This is a genomic window from Leptolyngbya sp. GB1-A1, from assembly GCF_039962475.1.
Classification (GTDB): domain Bacteria; phylum Cyanobacteriota; class Cyanobacteriia; order Elainellales; family Elainellaceae; genus Leptolyngbya_A.
In genome coordinates this window covers 13,649-31,014 of record NZ_JAMPLI010000012.1, presented here as the reverse complement: position 1 = coordinate 31,014, position 17,366 = coordinate 13,649, and the positions used below count along the sequence as shown (strand labels likewise).

The 17,366-nt window shown below is 53.1% G+C and carries 10 protein-coding genes; 4 read left to right on the top strand and 6 right to left on the bottom strand.

The features are described 5' to 3' along the window. Positions 1-729, top strand: a complete 729-nt coding sequence (locus tag NDI45_RS13860; protein WP_348247682.1) for a class I SAM-dependent methyltransferase — start codon at positions 1-3, stop codon at positions 727-729. Positions 730-880: 151 nt separating this feature from the next. Then, positions 881-1,324, top strand: a complete 444-nt coding sequence (locus NDI45_RS13855) for an Hsp20/alpha crystallin family protein (RefSeq protein ID WP_348247681.1) — start codon at positions 881-883, stop codon at positions 1,322-1,324. Between the two features lie 156 nt (positions 1,325-1,480). Here the strand turns inward: NDI45_RS13855 and NDI45_RS13850 are convergent, their stop codons facing one another. From NDI45_RS13850 to NDI45_RS13840, 3 genes are all read right to left on the bottom strand, one after another. After that, positions 1,481-3,337: an AAA family ATPase gene (locus NDI45_RS13850; RefSeq protein ID WP_348247680.1), complete on the bottom strand. Its 1,857-nt coding sequence runs from the start codon at positions 3,335-3,337 to the stop codon at positions 1,481-1,483. Between the two features lie 331 nt (positions 3,338-3,668). Then, the gene (locus NDI45_RS13845; RefSeq protein WP_347277866.1) at positions 3,669-4,277 is read right to left on the bottom strand and encodes a VWA domain-containing protein; all 609 of its coding nucleotides are present in this window, start codon (positions 4,275-4,277) and stop codon (positions 3,669-3,671) included. Between the two features lie 209 nt (positions 4,278-4,486). Beyond that, on the bottom strand, positions 4,487-6,826 hold the full coding sequence (locus tag NDI45_RS13840) for an ATP-dependent helicase (RefSeq protein WP_242067302.1): 2,340 nt from the start codon (positions 6,824-6,826) through the stop codon (positions 4,487-4,489). 682 nt (positions 6,827-7,508) lie between these two features. Between NDI45_RS13840 and NDI45_RS13835 the strand changes: the two genes are divergently transcribed. After that, on the top strand, positions 7,509-9,365 hold the full coding sequence (locus tag NDI45_RS13835) for a serine/threonine-protein kinase (RefSeq protein ID WP_190791688.1): 1,857 nt from the start codon (positions 7,509-7,511) through the stop codon (positions 9,363-9,365). Positions 9,366-9,375: 10 nt separating this feature from the next. After that, positions 9,376-10,458, top strand: a complete 1,083-nt coding sequence (locus NDI45_RS13830) for a glycosyl transferase (RefSeq protein WP_348247679.1) — start codon at positions 9,376-9,378, stop codon at positions 10,456-10,458. Positions 10,459-10,674: 216 nt separating this feature from the next. Here the strand turns inward: NDI45_RS13830 and bcsA are convergent, their stop codons facing one another. The 3 genes from bcsA to NDI45_RS13815 form a co-directional block, all read right to left on the bottom strand. Continuing rightward, entirely contained in the window at positions 10,675-13,284 is a 2,610-nt protein-coding gene (bcsA, locus tag NDI45_RS13825; RefSeq protein ID WP_348247678.1) for a UDP-forming cellulose synthase catalytic subunit, read from the bottom strand. Beyond that, complete coding sequence (locus NDI45_RS13820) at positions 13,281-15,791, bottom strand: cellulose biosynthesis cyclic di-GMP-binding regulatory protein BcsB (RefSeq protein ID WP_348247677.1); 2,511 nt, start codon at positions 15,789-15,791, stop codon at positions 13,281-13,283. The genes bcsA and NDI45_RS13820 overlap by 4 nt, the downstream gene beginning before the upstream one ends. 199 nt (positions 15,792-15,990) lie before the next feature. Beyond that, a complete protein-coding gene (locus tag NDI45_RS13815; RefSeq protein ID WP_348247676.1) occupies positions 15,991-17,289 on the bottom strand; it encodes a glycosyl hydrolase family 8 in 1,299 nt (432 codons plus the stop codon). Positions 17,290-17,366: the final 77 nt, after the last annotated feature.

The window sequence follows — 17,366 nt, the reverse complement described above, 5'->3', positions numbered from 1 at the left end:
GTGTATGAGCTTACCAAACCTGTTGCTGGGGAATATGTTGATGTTCCTTATTTCATACAGCATCTCTCCCAAATTGACGGAAGAATTTTAGAGGGAATGGTTGGTACAGGACGCTTACTCATTCCTCTACTAGAGGCGGGGCTGAATGTCGAGGGAATTGACGCATCAGCCGATATGCTTACCGCTTGCAAACGAAATTGCGCAGCCAGAGGTTTAAAGCCTGCGCTTTATCAGGGTTCGATAGAAAACCTGGATCTTCCGGGTAAGTTTAGTGCGATTGTTGTGACTTTTGGTTCGTTTATGCTGCTAGGAAATCGCACAGCAGCGATCGCGGCATTACAAGCATTTGCTAGGCATTTAGAACCTAATGGAAAAATCTTTATCGATTTAGAATTACCTGTTGGCTCTTTCAAAACAGAAAACATTGTGCAACAGCGAGAGCCCATTACGTGCTTAGATGGCTCAGTCATTGTCATGCAAACGTCATCCTGGATTGATTGGATAGCGCAAGTTGAGCATACGCTCATTCGATACGAGAAATGGAAACATGGAAAGCTGATCGATACAGAATTACAGCATCTTCCGCTGCACTGGTTTGGGCGCGAAGAATTTATGATGTGTCTGCGAGAGTGTGGATACACCAATATCACGCTCTGTGCCAATTACAGAGATGGATCAAAACCGAGTTCCTATCGTGACCAGCTCTGTTTTTCAGCCACTCTTGCCTGAAGCGATGCAGGAGTTCGGCAATCCCAACGAATACGATCGGTTTGACCGTACTGCCCTCAATGAAAACACTGCCTAGAATAACAATTAAGGAACAGGTGAAACGCTTGTTCAATCACTAAACCATTGAAAAATTGATTAGAGGAAGAACCCTATGGCAATCATTCGATGGAATCCCTGGCAGGAAATTGACACGCTTCAACGTCAGTTCGACCGCCTCTTTGCGGATACGATCGCTCCCACAGTTGGTGACGACTGGAAGACATTTGGCAGAATGCCTGCGGCAGAACTGAGCGAAACCGAAGATGTAGTTCAGCTCAAGCTTGAAGTTCCTGGTGTGGATGCCAAAGACCTCAACGTTGAAGTTACTGAGGATATAGTTTCGATCAAAGGTGAGCGCAAGTCTGAGATTCGCTCTGAAGATAAAGGAATGAGCCGCAGCGAGTTCTACTATGGAACATTCCAGCGCGTGATTCCGCTGCCTGCACGAATTCAAAATACGCAGGTTCAAGCCGAATACAAAGACGGCATTCTTCACCTGACCCTGCCTAAACAGCAGGAAGAGCGCAACAAAGTCGTCAAAGTGGAACTGAACTAATCGACGAATCGACGGATGCGCTAAATGATTCGATGAGCCGCTAGAAATTGATTCAGGTCATCCTATTTGAATCAGGGCGGTCTGCAAAATCAAGCTTTACCCGATCTGAGGCGATCGGGTTTTTTATTGCCGTGCTTTCACAATAAACTTTCCGCCCTACAAACTTCCCGAAGCAACCCCCTCACCTCTCTGATCTGCTAATCGCCGATGGGCAGTGGTAAAGTCTGCGGTGGTAATTTGCAGACTGCTGGGATCGGTTTGTCCCTCGTTGCGATAGCGGCGGACTGCTTCCAGAGCTGCCTGATTGCTCAGCAGCGCGAGATCTGCCCCATTCCAGCCTTCGGTATGGGCTGCCCAGTGGTTTAAATCCACTTCTTCGGCAAGGGGGCGATCGCCGTTATGCACCTGCAAGATTGAGAGACGACTATTTTGATCGGGGAGATCGACCTTAATTTGCAGATCGAGTCGCCCTGATCGCAGTAAAGCCGGATCAAGTGCCTCTGGTCGGTTCGTTGCGCCAACGAGCAGCACATTTGGGCAATCCTGCAAGCCGTCGAGTTCGGTAAGGAGTTGTCCCACGACGCGATCGCTCACGCCGGAGTCGCTGATAAAGCTGCCCCGTGCCGGAGCCAGAGTATCAATCTCATCGACAAACACAACGCAGGGAGCCGCCTGACGTGCCCGTGTAAACAGCTCTCGCACTGCCTGTTCTGATGCACCAACCCACTTGCTCAGCAGTTCAGGACCATTGACCGCAATAAAGTTTGCCCGTGCCTGAGCCGCAACCGCTTTAGCAAGCAGCGTTTTTCCGGTTCCCGGCGGACCCCAGAGCAAAATGCCGCGTGGAGCCTTTGCCTTTGTATGGCGATACAGCTCTGGATAAAGCAGTGCCCCTTCAACGGATTCCTGAAGGGTTTGTTTGATTGTTTCTAGCCCGCCGATGTCATCCCAGGTTGTCTTCGGTGCTTCCACTTCAACCGATCGCAGTACCGCAGGCTTAATTTGCTTGATCGCCAGCATGAAATCAGCCTGGGTCACCTTCATCCAGGCAGGAACAGGACTATCAAACTCTGGCAGAAGTCGCCGCAGTGCCAAATATGCCGACTTCTGGCAGAGTGCCTTCAAATCCGCGCCCACCATGCCCACCGACAAATCAGCAATCTCTTCCAGGTTGACCGTGTCGTCTAACGGCATCGACTTCGTCAGAATTTGCAGAATTTCCATGCGTCCCCGGCGATCGGGCACTCGAAACTGCACTTCGCGATCGAATCGTCCTGGACGACGCAATGCCATATCCAGCTGATCGGGACGATTGGTAGCTGCCAGCACAATCACACCAGGGGTTTTGCCAAAGCCATCCATCAGGCTCAAGAGCTGAGCCACGACTCGTTTTTCGACTTCGCCTTCAACACTGGCGCGATCGGGCGCGAGACTATCAATTTCATCAATAAACACAATACAGGGCGCAGAGCGAGCCGCTTTCTGAAAAATGTTTCGCAGCCGTTGTTCTGCTTCGCCGTAGTATTTGCCCATTACTTCAGGACCAACGATCGCAATATAGTTCACTCCCAGTTCGGTTGCCAGGGCACGAGCCGTCAGGGTTTTTCCCGTGCCCGGTGGTCCGACGAGCAGTACGCCTGTGGTCGGTTCTAAGCCCAGCATGGACAGGAGTTCGGGACGCTTGAGCGGCAGTTCGACCAGTTCACGCAGTTCGCGTAGCACTTCAGAGAGTCCGCCAATGCCCGAAAGCGAAACGGTCGGTGACTGTGTAGGCGGAGAAAACCAGTCGCTAAAGGGGACAGGGGTTCGTTCAGTCGGCACTTGGCTCGGTGCGGTGGGGCGGGTTGTCTGCGTGTCTGGGCGAGATTGAACCTGCACATTGCTGCCATCGGGGTTGCGATCGTTTCGCACGTCGTCCGGTTCGGCTCTGCCTTCGATCACGCGAACGAACTCCAGCAATCCTTCAAATCCCTGATCGACCAGCTCTTCTAGTTCCCGAAAAAAGTCGTCCATACGGTTATTTCCTTACCCTTATTCCCTTTCCCGTGCTAGTAGGCAAAGCCGCCTTAACGCCTTAAGTAACGTCCTGAGTAATATCCTGAGTAACGTCCTCAGTAATGTCCTCAGTATAGACATTTCACTTTGCCTCCCTGAGGGTCAGTGTGTCGGAGTCGTTACACAAGAAACCCCTTGAAGGAAAAGACTGTGAGAAAAGGGGTTGGAGGAGAGGGGGAATTTTCGAGGGATTAGGGTTCCAGCCGCTCCACGAAGCCGCTCCCTGAAGCTGCTCTACAAAGCTGCCCTATAAAGCTGCTCTACAAACAAGAGAGTTCCCTGTCTTTTCCTAATCTTCGATCGCCTTCAACAGCACTTCTGCGATCGTCATCTCTTCCATTTCATCGATCGTGACGGTATCGCAGATGTCAAACTTTGCGCCAACTCCCTGCAACTGGTCATCCAGTGCTTTCAGGAAGCGGGTTGCCTGCACATCATCACCGACCTGCACAAAAGAAATGGCTAATTCCTCGTCGCGATCCATTTTGCGCGTTGCGTTAACGATTACTTCCATCACCGCTTTGCGATCGTCTGGTTCTCCATCAGTAATCACCAGAATTGTTTCTCCTCCGGGTTTTGTTTGTCCGGCAGACTTTCGCTGAAAGTAATTTTCCAGCGCATCATACAGCACTGCTGCCAGATTCGTCGTGCCCATCGGGTCATTCTCTAAGAAAACCTGCGAGACCCTGCTGGAGGTAACAGCGTCGTATCGCTTAAACCGCCCCGAAAATAGGTAAACCGTGATGCCGTCCGGGCCAAACTGTTCGCATTTGCGCGCAAGTGCTAGCGTCGATTCCTGAGCTTCTTCCCAGCGAGTTCTTCCGCCGCGCTGATCGGGTGTAGACATACTGCCGCTTTTGTCGATGAGCAGGGTGTAATCGCGATCGGTCGGGTTCACGGTTCGCACTCCTAAAGAAGGTATCGATCATTCTACTCTGAGAAAACTGGCGACTTTAGGACTGAAACGATTGTTGAAGATATAGTTGAAACTACTGTTAGAAACATTGTTGAAAGTATTACTGGAAACATTACTGAAAGTATTACTGGAAACATTGCTGAAAGTATTGAAAGTATTGCTGAAGATATTACTGGAAACATTGCTGGAAATTACGTTTGCGGAAACTGCCGACAAAGGGCAGGCAGCACCGGACAGGGAACCTGATCCTGCAAATTATCCGGCTTACTCCAGGTAAAGGGAGCTTTGCGGGCGGCAGACATCCACAGCAGTCGCTTAGCGCGGGTCATTGCCACATAAAGCAAGCGAAATTCTTCTGCCACCTTGAGCTGTTTTGCCCGTTCCCAGGCAGCGATCGTTTCCGGCAAAGGATATTCGCCGTGGATGCTGGCGCGAATTTGCGCTCTGGCAATTTCAGGCAGGGCAAAATCTCCTAAAAACTGCGACTGGGGCAACACGCGCATACTACCGGGAATGAGCGGCTCATGCAGAAACGGAATAAACACAAAATCCCAGTCCAGACCCTTTGCCTTGTGCATTGTGATAATGGTCACCTGTTTGGCACGAATGTAGCGTTCCTCCGGGTCATCGGTTTCCACGGGCTCAAACCGCTCCGATCGCACAATTTCCCCCAATGCCTCGATCACGGCAGACAGCGAAGGATTGGCGGCGGTTTGCTGTGCCAGTCGCTCTGCAAGTTTATCGACGGTAGCGAGTTCTGCCTGCTCGTATTGCAGCGTCATCGCCAGAAACGGAATGATTTGAAAATGTGGCAGTTCCAGACGGGCCCGCAGCAGCGCAGTACAGTAGCGGCGAGCTTTCAGGACAGGTTCGGGCTGAGGGGAATCGAGCGGTCCCGGATAAAGAAACTGTTCCGGCAAACTCACCAGCAAATTGAGATCCTGCGTGGGAATCACCTGACGATCGACAAACACCTGCAACGCGGCTTTGAGGAAATCCGGCGAGTGAGGACGATCGAGAAATTGCAGCAACGCCAGAATTTCAGCAGGAATATGAGACTGTCGATCGCGATCGCCCACATCGTAAATCGTGATCCCAAGCTGCTGAAGGTCGGTGTCAATGCCAAATTCCTGCGGATAGCGCAAGCGTTCTGCAATAAACCGTCCCTGTCGATTTTCCCGTACCAGAATTGCCGCTCTTGCCGCTGGATGCTGAGTCAGCAAATCGCCGACGCGCTGCGCGATCAAATCAACCGTGTGGTAGGTGTCCGCCGGAAAGCGAATTTCGAGACCGTTCCCTTCCGGGGCAGGATTGGCATCAGGCTGCGGATCATCTGGCGGCACAGGCTGAATCTTTTGCGGACGAAAGGGAAGGCTCGGTTCGCGGGACTGCTCAACTTTGTAGCGTTGATTCGTCCAGTCGAGCATAAAGTTTGCCGCGCGAAGGATGATCGGACTACTGCGTCCGGCTTGATCCATTTCTGCCAGCGTTCCTTCTGCGCCACAGCGTTCGCAAAACTCCCGGAAAAAGAGCGGATCAGCGGGCGTAAAGGTGGAGTTGATTGCTTGATTGGGGTCGCCCACCCGCACTAGATTAAGCGGCGCATGGGGATCGATCGCATCAGCCGCCAAAATCTCCAGCAGGCGCGTTTGCAAAGGAGAAGAATCCTGCGCTTCGTCCTCAAACACCGCATAGATTTGCGATCGCCAGAACCGACAGGCACTTTCATTTTCTAAAACCCGCAGTGCTGCCAGAATCATATCGTCGTAGTCAATAAATCCGCGTAGCCGCAGCAGATCTTGATAGCGATCGTATAAGCCTGCCGCAATTTCCAGCACATTGTAGTCGTCAACTTCCCCGATCGAGCGTCCCTGCTGACTTAGCTTCAGCAAATCCTGAGGCATCAGGCCAGAGCTTTTGGCTTCGTGAATCACCGTAAACGCCAATTCTGGCAAAACTTCAGTTCGCAGCACAGACTGCCGCCGCAGCCGCTCGGTTTCTTCGCCGTCAAACTGTCTGCCTTCCAGAAGCCGCTGATAAAACTGAGGATTTGCGCCAATCCACTGATCCACACAAATCCGAATCAAACGATTGCTCTGATTCGGCGAAATTAGCATCAGCCGTTCCAGATGGATGCCCGATAAATCAGGATGCCGCGATGCAATATTCAATGCCAATCCGTGCAGCGTATAAACCTGAAACCCCTGCGACGGCAAAGACAGTTCGCGCAAATACTGCCGAATCTTACCCTTCAAATTCGCCACCGCCGATCGCGTAAACGTCACCAACAGCAGTTGTCCGGTGGGAAAGGGCTGCCCATTTGGTAACGGTTCGGTCGGTAGAATTCCTGCCTGAAGCGGTGCAGTGCTGCTCAACCTTAAATATCGCTCTGCCAGCAAAATCGCCGCTGCGATCGCCATCCCCGTAGACTTTCCCGATCCCGGAACCGCTGAAACTGCCAATGACCCGCTTTTCCAATCCGCCATCCGCTGCTGACCCGATCGCAGACCCGATCGCAATCGCTGAAGCATTTGCTGTTTCAGTGCCAGCGTTTGAAGCTGTTCGGAACTGAGCTTGGAATCTGATAGAGGATTTAATTGGGGATCTAATTCAGAATTGAGACCCGCCGGGTTCAAATCAAGCGACATAGGCAGATAAACGGCTTAGTGGCGATCGAATGGGATAAGGCAACTTTGGCAGGGTTCTGGTTATGAACAGTGAAGCAGAGCATTTAGCAAAGGAGCAGAGCATTTAGCAAATTAATATTGCCCGAATCCTTACAGATAGATTGAGAACTAGTGTACTGCCAAGATTTAGTTTTCCCAATCGCTTTGTCAAAGACAGGCAAGGATTTGCTGTTTTAAGCATGCGGTAGCGGAGGCAGCAATGCCTATATCGGTTCCAGCAAACCTGGAAGTTTTATGGTTAAGATTCTCCAGAGTTCGGCATCATTCCGGCATCATCAAGCCGAATCGTAGTCGATATTCATGCGTTTATTTTAGAGCGAGCAACCTCACCGCAGCACTCATCCCCATACAGCCGAATTGCTCGACAAACATGGTACAACAAGGAACAGAACGGCTCTAATCCAGCCGATCGATCTGTCCCGGTGAAGGGGCATCGCTCGACACAATCGGCTAGAGTGGATCAGTTAATGAGTGTCTTCGAATGGGTGTCTTCAGATTGGTGTTTTGGAGAAGCGGCTAAAGACTCATGACGATCCAAGTCGGGCAAGCCTTACAGGGCGGTAAATATACCCTTGATCAGCCGTTAGGACAGGGCGGGTTTGGCATTACGTTCAAGGCAACCCACCACTACCTGCATCGCGTCGTGGTGATCAAAACCATGAACCCCAATCTGCGGCAGCATCCCCAGTATGCCAAGCTCGAAAAGCAGTTTCAGGACGAAGGGCGGCGGCTCGCGCTTTGTGTGCATCCGAATATCGTGCGGGTGAATGACTTTTTCATCGAGGACGAAGTGCCCTATCTGGTAATGGACTACGTGCCGGGGCGGACTCTAGATGCGATCGTCCTTCCCAATCAGCCCTTGCCCGAAACGATCGCCATTAACTACATCCGGCAGGTGGGAGCCGCCCTGGAAGCCGTGCATCAAAACGGACTGCTGCATCGAGACGTGAAGCCGCAAAACATAATTCTGCGGGAAGGAACCGATCAAGTCGTGCTGATTGATTTCGGCATTGCGCGAGAATTTACGCCAGGCGCAACCCAGGTTCACACCAGCATTATCACCGAAGGATTCGCGCCGATCGAGCAATACATGGCGCAGGCAAAACGAACTCCCGCAACTGATGTTTACGGCTTGGCAGCAACGCTCTATGCCCTGCTCACAACTCAGGTTCCGGTGTCTTCGGTGTTGCGCGATCGTCAGCCGATGCCTGCACCTCGTGATCTGCGTCCCGAAATCAGTCCGGCGACCAATCAAGCGGTGATGCGCGGCATGGCACTTGATATTCACTATCGTCCCGCATCGGTCGCAGATTGGCTGGCAATGCTGCCCCATGTAACGCAAGCAAATTCTCAAACGACTCCGCAGGCAGTCCCGCCCAGTCCTTCAACTGCGGCAACGCTAGCAGTCAGCCCTCATTATGCGGCTCCAAATCTTGCGAATCCGACCCCTGCGACTCCGACCCCGCCTGCTGCGCCCACGGCTCCTCCCTTTCCCACCTATTTCAATGCCAACGAGCCAACCGCTCCGGCTCCCATTGCCCCTTCCTCCACCCCTGTCCGTCCGGCTGCCCGTCGATTTAATCCCAGAGCGCTTGCCTTTTTGGGTTCAGTCACGATCGCCAGTATTGCGCTTGTCTCGGTGATAGCAGTAAGGAACTATTCTCCGCAAACGCCTCCAGCAAGCGAGACTGAGGTGACGACGGCTCCGGCTCCGGCCGAATCGCCTGAAGCTGCTGCTTCGGTTGAGGCTCCTGACCCGTCTCCCACACCAGAAGCTTCTCCCAGTGCCACGCCCACGGCTAACTTGCCCGGCTTGGTTCGAGACTTGTTTGAATCTGGAGAAAATTCTGACTCAGAGGCTCAAGACCAGAACGCAGACCAGCCCAGACGACTGGCATCCAACAGTGTCAGACGCGAGCAAGAATACCGGGATGCGATGAATAGCGATCGACCCGCCGCACCCGCCAATGATGCCCGCAACATTCCCGGCATTCCCGTGGGAACCGACGAGCGATCGGTTGTGCGTGAACTGGGAGAACCCACCGTGCGAAATTCTGTGGGCTATTGGGACAACACGCGAACTGCCCTTTATACCGTCGTGCCCGATCGCATCACGCTGGCGTATATCTATGACCAGGACAGCGATCGAATTCGCCAGACCGAAGCTTCTTTTGACCAGTCGATCGACCCAGAGATCATGGAGTCTACGCTTGATGGCATGCTCGATGGCAAGATGAGTTCAGAAATTGCGGCAGGACTGATGTCAGTGCGCGATCGACAAACTAATCAATATTCCTTCAAGCGCGGCAATTTAGAAGGCATTGTAGAGCGCAACGATCGCGATCGGGTTTATATTGCAGTGTGGGATAAAGATTTACACTAAACGCCGCTCAATGCCTCAGCCCATTCTCTACGCTGCCATCACGAATCACGGCTTTGGACACGCTACCCGCACCGCTGCTGTCATTGCCGCGATTCAAACCCTTTACCCAGACGTGCTGGTGATGATTGCCACCACTGCCCCGCGCTGGCTGCTGGAATGCTACATCACGCAGGATTTTATTCACCGTCCTGTCGCGCTGGATATTGGCATTATTCAATCCGACAGCCTGACAATGGACAAAGTTGCCACCCTGGAAAAGCTGCGGCAGATCCGGGCAAAGGCAAACCGGACGATCGCAGGCGAAGTGAATTTCATTAAGCAAAATCGAGTTGGTTTAGTGCTGGCAGATATTCCGCCTTTAGCAAGCGCGATCGCAAAAGCGGCTGACGTACCCTGCTGGATGATGAGCAACTTCGGCTGGGATTTTATTTATCGTGCCTGGGGCGGCGACTTTGTGGCAGAAGCCGACTGGATCGCTGAGCAGTTTAACCAGTGCGATCGACTGTTTCGCTTACCGTTTCACGAGCCAATGTCCGCTTTTCCGCACATTACTGATGTCGGATTAACAGGCGGCTCACCTCGCTTTCCGTTGGAAGACCTGCGGCAGAAATTTAACCTGACTGCCCCCAAAGAACGCACCGTTATGCTCACCTTTGGCGGACTAGGAATCGATCGTCTCCCTTACGACAGCCTGACGCGCTTTCCCGATTGGCAGTTTATTACCTTCGATCGCAATGCGCCCGCCCTGCCGAATCTGGTTGCCATTACCGAATACCAGTATCGCCCGGTAGACCTGATGCCCTTCTGCTGCTGCGTCGTCTCCAAGCCCGGATTCAGCACCTTCTCAGAAGCCTGCCGCCTGGAGCTGCCCGTCGTTACTATCACGCGACAAGACTTTGCCGAATCGCCCATTTTGCTCGATGGACTCCAGGATTACGCGACCCATCGAATTCTAGAGCCCGAAGAATTCTTTAACAGCAATTGGGATTTTCTCAACCAGCCGCTGAACCCGCCCCGCACCGGAAAAACGGTGTCCAAACACGGCAATGAGGCGATCGCGCAGGCAGTGGTCGAGCATCTGATGAGCAGGTAATCTGCATCTGGGGGCAAGGCACAAGCTGTCACGCTTTGGGCGGCTGAATTCAAGGGGAATTTACCGCTCTCTGAGCGAAAGGTAGCTCGCCTGCGGGTTGCAAAGTTCCCCAAAACTGGGGTATTCAAGGGGCAATGTAGCCCCTTTGATTTCTCATGGAATGGATATCAAAATCCCGATCGCCCTAATCAGGAAAGTGCTTTGCATCGCTCACAGCTAGACCGTTCTGAGCAGTTGGCGAATTTTGGACTGCTGTTGGAGGTCGAGTTGCTGGGGAAAGGTCAGTTCCAGGCGGAGTCCGGGGGTTTGCAAGCATTGGGTTGCCGAGTTGCCGCTGGGGTCGATCGCTCCGTTAAAGGCTCGATCGCTACACATGACTGATTCCACCTGAGCCACCAGACGAATCGGCTGAGCTTCAGGATTGGGAGAACCAAGCAGCAATCCAACCGCAGGCTGGTTGAGCTGAAGCAGGCTGGAATCGATCGGGGCATCGGGCAGGAGTTCCAGGCGAATCGATCGCGAGTTGACTCCGGTTGCGACAGCAGGATAAAACTGACCACCCCAATAGATTTGTGCCAGCGTTTGAATGGATTTGAATCGGGTCGATTTTTCGGCGGGGTGGCGATCGGTCAGGGCACGCAGCGGTCCAGTGAGCAAGAACCCAAAGGAGGCAAGCGGATGGTCAATAATGGTTCGCTCCTGGGCGTACCACTCTGCCACATCAGAATAAATTACGCGCACGAGGGCATCTGCCTGGGCCTGACTCAGATCGACAAACTCCACGGCAACCTTGACCTGATCCTGCGGCATGGGCGTGATGCGAGTGATGTGGGCACTGAGCGAAACCCGCGCCTCAAAATCACCCCATAGCTCCAGCTCAACAATATCCGGCAGATCCGTCCAGCGATCGAGCAGAAGATTTGCTCCCGCTTCACTGACATCGAGCGTAATGCCGTTGCAGGTAAGCTGCTCACCACAGTAAACCGCCGATCGCAACTGCCGCTGAAGTCGATGTGCCCGCCGCACCTGGGGCTGCTCAAAGCCGACCAGCAGGGCTGCACCCAGCAACGTCAGGCTGAAGAACGCCCAGAAAGCGTTGATGACGATCGCTTCTTTTGCCGCTGGATAGTCAATCAGCCAGAAGGGAACCACCAGCAGCGATAGCACCAGCAGGCCACAAACCATCAGGGGCACCCAGCTCGATCGCCAGTCAAAATGGCGGCGATTCGTCATTTGCAGGCTTTTGTCGGTGACTTTGAACGACCCCATGCGCGGATTCAGCAGTGCTAGGAAGGTGACAATTCCGGCATGGAACGCCATCGCATTCTCAAACACCTCATTCCAGAACGAGAAGCGGGTCGTTTTGTTGGTGATGTAGTTGGCGTAGAGGCCCAGCACCACATGGGGCATGGCATAGGCCAGGGTTTCCAGACCCAAGCCGCGTACCAGGCTAATGCCAAACAGCAAATACAGAATTGGCGCAAAGGCATACATCAGGCGCGGAAAGCCAAAAAAGAAGTGCGAGCAGGCGGAAAAGTAGCACAGTCTTTGCGGAACCGAGAGATTCAGCCGGGGATTCAGCAGCGGATTCTCTAGCCGTAAAATCTGCGCCATGCCCTGCGCCCAGCGTACCTGCTGCCCTACATACGCCGAGAAGGTTTCGGGAGCCAGACCTGCCACCATGATCTTGTCGTAGTAAACCGATCGATAGCCGCGATCGTGCAGCCGCAGCGAGGTGTGACAGTCTTCGGTCACGGTTTCCACGGCAATGCCGCCCACTTCCAGCAAGTGCTGCTTGCGAATCACTGCCGCCGAGCCACAGAAGAAAGCCGCATTCCAGAAGTCATTTCCTTTCTGGATCACTTTGTAAAACAGCTCATTGTGAACCGGAACCTGTCCCCCAGTAAGCAAATTGCGCTCGAAAGGGTCGGCGTTATAAAACCAGTGGGGCGTTTGCACCAGCGACACGTTGGGCTGATAGAAGAAACCGACGGTGTGCTTGAGAAACTGGCGCGATGGAACGTGATCGCAGTCGAGAATCAAAATCAGTTCGCCCGCTGTACGCCGCAGTGCCGTGTTGATGTTTCCGGCTTTGGCATGGTCGTTGTTGTCGCGAGTCAGCAGCGTGCAGCCGAGTTCCTGACACATTCGTTGCAGCTTCAGCCGCCGCTCTGGAAACTTGCGCCCGTCGTCCAACACATAAACCCGCTTTTTGTCTGCTGGATAGTCGAGTGCCATCGCTGCCAGAGCCGTTTTTCGCACGATCGCCACTTCTTCGTTATAGGTCGGGATGTACACATCCACGGTGAACCAGTCTGCTTCCGGGAAAGCAGAAAGGTCTACAGGAGATCGATCGCGCAATCGCAGCGTTTGAAAGTAGGAAATCAGCAGCGTTCCAGCGGCATAGAGTTCGGCGGCATACAGCAGGATACTAAAGGTCGCGTTCAGCCAGCCATCTAGATTCAGGGTGTAGCTGCTGCGGTAATAAAGGTAGCGGAGCGTTGTAATTACGCTGATCCAGGCGAGGAACAGGTGTAGATGCTCACTGACCCGCCGATTGATCTGCCGCTCTTCAGACTGCACGATCGTCCAGCCGATCACAATTAGAATTGCGGCAATAATGCCTTGCTGAATCGGGGCTAAAGGTGTGACAATCAGCGGCACAGATACAATCAGCAGCCCGATCACGATCGCAAACAGCGTCCATTTACCTGCGTTGGGCAATAAGCGATCGATCGCAATGGGAACGTTGAGAAATAGCCGCTTCAGCAAAGGAAAGCGAGAATTGGTGAATGCTTCGGCAGCAAAATTGGGTGAATGGGTCATGACTCTGCACCTCGGTCAGCAACGCGATTCAGAAAGATTTGAGAAAAGCCGTACATCAGCAGCGGCAGCAGCACAATTCCCAGGGGCAGCAGCAGCCAGTGGTCTTGCAGGAACAGCACAATCCGTCCCATCAGGCTTGCCTGCGTCACCACTTTTTCGCGGGGAGCACGGTTAAGAAACTCCAGACTGTAGCCATCTGGATCGAATGGAGAAGGGTTCGGCTGATTGCGGTGGATCAGAACCGTATCGCCCTGAAGCTGCCCAAACAGACGATCGATTTCAAACAAATCCTGCACATCTCGCAAACCCTGTTCACGCTGAGCCGTGAGAGCCAGCAGCACATGGCGATCGTTCCAGGGTGACACCACTGATTTCACCACGCCTTCGCCGTCTGGCAATGCCTGCACCTGGGTTGTGCCAAACTCCCGTAGAAAAGCAGTATTCAGGTTTAAGCCTTTGCTGGTGAGAGCTTCGGGAACTGGGAGCCGATCGCTAAGCCCGATCGCCACCAAACTCTTCTCGGCTTTCACTTCCGGCGTCACATCTTTAGCAAGATAGGTTTGAAGCTGGATTGACTCTGATTGGGTAATGCGCCCCAGTCTGCGGCTTAGCGCCAGCAGCAAATTCATTTCAGCATCCGAGGGTTGATCGGGTAAAACCACTGCGGTGGTCGAGAGATCCTGCGGCGCAGCCAGGGGAAAGCCCGCCTTTACCAAATTCAGATCGGGCAGGCGAATCACCGTATCACGCACCAGATGAACACCCGTATCGCTGTGAACTGTACCCCAAAGCTGGCGATCGGCTTCCAGTCCGCACACTTGATTGTCCTGCGGATGCAGCATAAACCGGACATACAGTTTCGAGTCAGGACGCACCCCATCATCAGGCAGATTCACCGTAAACGAATGGCGACCTCCATTTCGAGCGCGAAGCGGCTCTGCGCCCAGCGTAATATTGTCCAGCGCGACTTCCACCGTGGAATTGCGGGGGTTGACCTGAGGGCTGTAGCTGTAATTCAGCGTCACTGTACTGCCGCGCAGCACCCGATCGCCCGGTAAGGTCTGAAAAGGAATCTCGACAGGAGCCGCTCTGGTTCCCCGTACGGTTTTATCCACGAAGAATGCGTTGCGATCGATCGAGACATCGCTCAGTTTAAAGCGATCGGCGTTGGGCAAATAGCCTGCCCAATCCCTTGGTTCTGGTGATTGGGGCGACTCTAGATTGTTTACTAAGAGAGCCTGCCCGGTTCCGAGCTGACGATCTTTGGTCTGTACCAGAAATTGAACGGCTTTGTTCATTCCAGCAGTGCCGTTTCCGGCAGCCACCAGGACGGGAATCTGCTTTTCGGGCAGCGTGGTCAGCATCAACACGCCCACATCATCGGGCAGCGGCTTTTGCTCCCCGTCGAGCATACGTCCCTCTTTCAGCGTAAAAGGTAGCTTCAAGGTCACTAGCAAAGGTTGGGTTGCGGGTGTGCCCATAATCACGAGGCGTTCCTCGGTTTTAAGCTGGCTAATATTGTCTACTACGCGGGTTTTGAGCGGATGAAAGCCTATCAGCCGTCCCAGCTCTGCCTGATAGCGAGTCATCGCCGTCAACCAGTCAGACTGCATCGTTTTTGGACGCAGATAAGCAATCTGGTTTGGCTCAGGACTGAACTCATCGGCGATCGGATAAGGATAGCGGCTAAAGTCCAGCGTGACGGGCTGCGGCAAAAAGCTGAACACAATCTTCGACGTGGGCAAAATCTCTGTCCATAGCGTGGGCGTGTTGGGATTGGTACAGTTTTCGTCGGTTTGCTGCTCTGCCAGAATCGAGATCTCATTCTGGTTCTGGATTAAATTGACTGGAATGTTAAAGGCAACCTTTCCCGTCTGATTATTTGTGCGATTCAGCGGCACGGTGCCCAACGTCGTATCGTTAATCCGCACCGTCAGATTCGACTTTTTGGGCAACAGCGATGCTGACTGGCGAAACTCGATAATTGCCTTTGCGGACTGCACCTGCCAGTTGCGCGCGCGGGTAAAGCCCAGCCGCACTTCAGGATAAACGCCTTCTAGCCGCAGCCGATTTCCGGTTTCCGGGCTACGGTTAAACTCCCACACATATTCCACCGGATTTGGTTTTGCAGAAGTGTCAGCCTTTTTCACATCGCTGCTTTCCGTCCGGGCAACCGGAGCAGGCGCACTCATCGCACGACGCGGAGCTGAGTAAACAGGAGCAGGCGGTTCCGGGAAATAGGCAGGTTCGGGTGAGTAGCGAGGGGAATACACCGGAGCTGGGGCAGGACGATATACCGGAGCCGGGGCAGGATCTTCAGGCAGAGCAAATTTGCGAATCACTTGTTCTTCTGCTTGCTGAAGTGGCTGAGTTGCTTGGGCGCGATCGCCAACCGCAACTAAGCTCACAGCGATCGTGCTACAGCAAAATAACAGCAGCAAAATTGCAAACCGGAATGATTTTCGAGAGAACCAGAATCGAAACAAATTAAACCAGTCAGACATCATAGATTTTAGGAAGGGTAAATGAATGATGCACTTACCATCGAATCAAACAGTAAATGCACAGTGACTTGGAAAGTGCAAAAATCAACTACAGGCTTGAACTAATTAACTGACATTCGATTCGTTGATAAAGTCGTGAAAAAACCAGAAACCGACACACCACAAGCGGATTACAAACTAGAGAACAAGCTGAAGAACAAAACTAAACACCTGAAGTCAGAGCCTGAGTGAAACCATGCTGCGCCTTGCGCCAATCGACCGTTAAACCATAGGGAAACGCCAGCCCAAACCAGGCAAGATTCTGCGTGTAATAAGCGATATCGTTATCCCAAAAACCGTTTTGATAAGTGGGAATTAGCTTTTGCTGCTCAATCTGGGATGCGATCGATGAATCAATGGCAGTAAAAGCGGCATACAGCATGGCATACTGTGCGGTCGATTCATAAGAGACGATCGCTTGTCCCTCAAGATCAATCCGCGCCAGAATTTTTTGCTCGGTCTGCCACTGTTTTTTCAAGGGTTCTAGATGGGTTTGCAGAAATCTTTGGGCAAGCGGCTCCTGATACCAGACCGCATCAAGCGCAACGCGCCACCACACCCGGTAGGCATCAAAGCTATAAAGCGATCGCAGGGAAAAATTGGGCGGGGCGGGTTCTAGCCTTCGCGTACTCAGGTTCAACACAATCCAGTCGCTCGGTAGTCCAAGTTTCGAGATCGCTGCCCCATCGTTGAGAATTTCGTAGCTGCTGTTTACCAGACTCATCCAGTCCCGTTCCGGGTCAATCTCGGCAAATAGCCGAAACGCAGCCGGAGCAAAATAAGACGGATTCAGCACCAAGCGATCGGGCGCAGTAGACCCTGTAGGATCATCCGACCGCAGAAAGGCGGCGATCGGTCCCGGCAGCAGATAGCGACGACCAGATTGATTGAAAGAAGCCGCAGGCACGTAGAAGGTCGAAACTTCCCACAAATCCTCTAGCTTGGTACGGGCAAGACCCAAATATTCAGGACGGTTCCACCGCCGCGCCGCCAAAATCAGCGCAGTAATCGCATCAATATCCGCATCACTGGCAAAATTTCCGTCGATCGTCCCCCAGCTGCCCTGATCCGTCTTGCCCCATTTCCATGCCCACAGCGAATCGGTGGGACGACCCTGAGCATCCCGACGCTGCAAGTTGGACTCCGCCCAGGCAAGGGTTTGCTCAAACGTAGGGCGATCGTCCATCATCACCGCTCGCAGCATGGCATATGCCTGTCCTTCAGACACCGTGCGATCGTTTGCTTCGCGATCGATGACTCTGCCATCTGCCTGAATAAATCGCTGCTTATAGGTTTGCCAGCTTTGCGACAAAATTTCTGCCCGTTTCGCAGACGCATCGGGTTCGCCAGCAGGCGAGACAATCAGAATCGGCGAAGGGGCTGCCACAGGTGGAGCAGCGGGCGTACATCCACCCAGCACCAGCGCGGTCATTCCTGTTAGGAAAAGCAGCAGTTTTGTCATGCGTGAATCGCCAAATGAATCAGCAATGAAGTAACAGGTGAATTAACAGACCAATCAACAGCGAATCAACAGATCAA

What these genes read in the sequence shown, in the direction of transcription:
- NDI45_RS13855 (WP_348247681.1), top strand. Translation starts at nt 881, where the DNA reads ATGGCAATCATTCGATGGAATCCCTGGCAGGAAATTGACACGCTTCAA.
- NDI45_RS13850 (WP_348247680.1), bottom strand. Translation starts at nt 3,337, where the DNA reads ATGGACGACTTTTTTCGGGAACTAGAAGAGCTGGTCGATCAGGGATTT.
- NDI45_RS13840 (WP_242067302.1), bottom strand. Translation starts at nt 6,826, where the DNA reads ATGCTTCAGCGATTGCGATCGGGTCTGCGATCGGGTCAGCAGCGGATG.
- NDI45_RS13835 (WP_190791688.1), top strand. Translation starts at nt 7,509, where the DNA reads ATGACGATCCAAGTCGGGCAAGCCTTACAGGGCGGTAAATATACCCTT.
- NDI45_RS13830 (WP_348247679.1), top strand. Translation starts at nt 9,376, where the DNA reads ATGCCTCAGCCCATTCTCTACGCTGCCATCACGAATCACGGCTTTGGA.
- bcsA (WP_348247678.1), bottom strand. Translation starts at nt 13,284, where the DNA reads ATGACCCATTCACCCAATTTTGCTGCCGAAGCATTCACCAATTCTCGC.
- NDI45_RS13820 (WP_348247677.1), bottom strand. Translation starts at nt 15,791, where the DNA reads ATGATGTCTGACTGGTTTAATTTGTTTCGATTCTGGTTCTCTCGAAAA.
- NDI45_RS13815 (WP_348247676.1), bottom strand. Translation starts at nt 17,289, where the DNA reads ATGACAAAACTGCTGCTTTTCCTAACAGGAATGACCGCGCTGGTGCTG.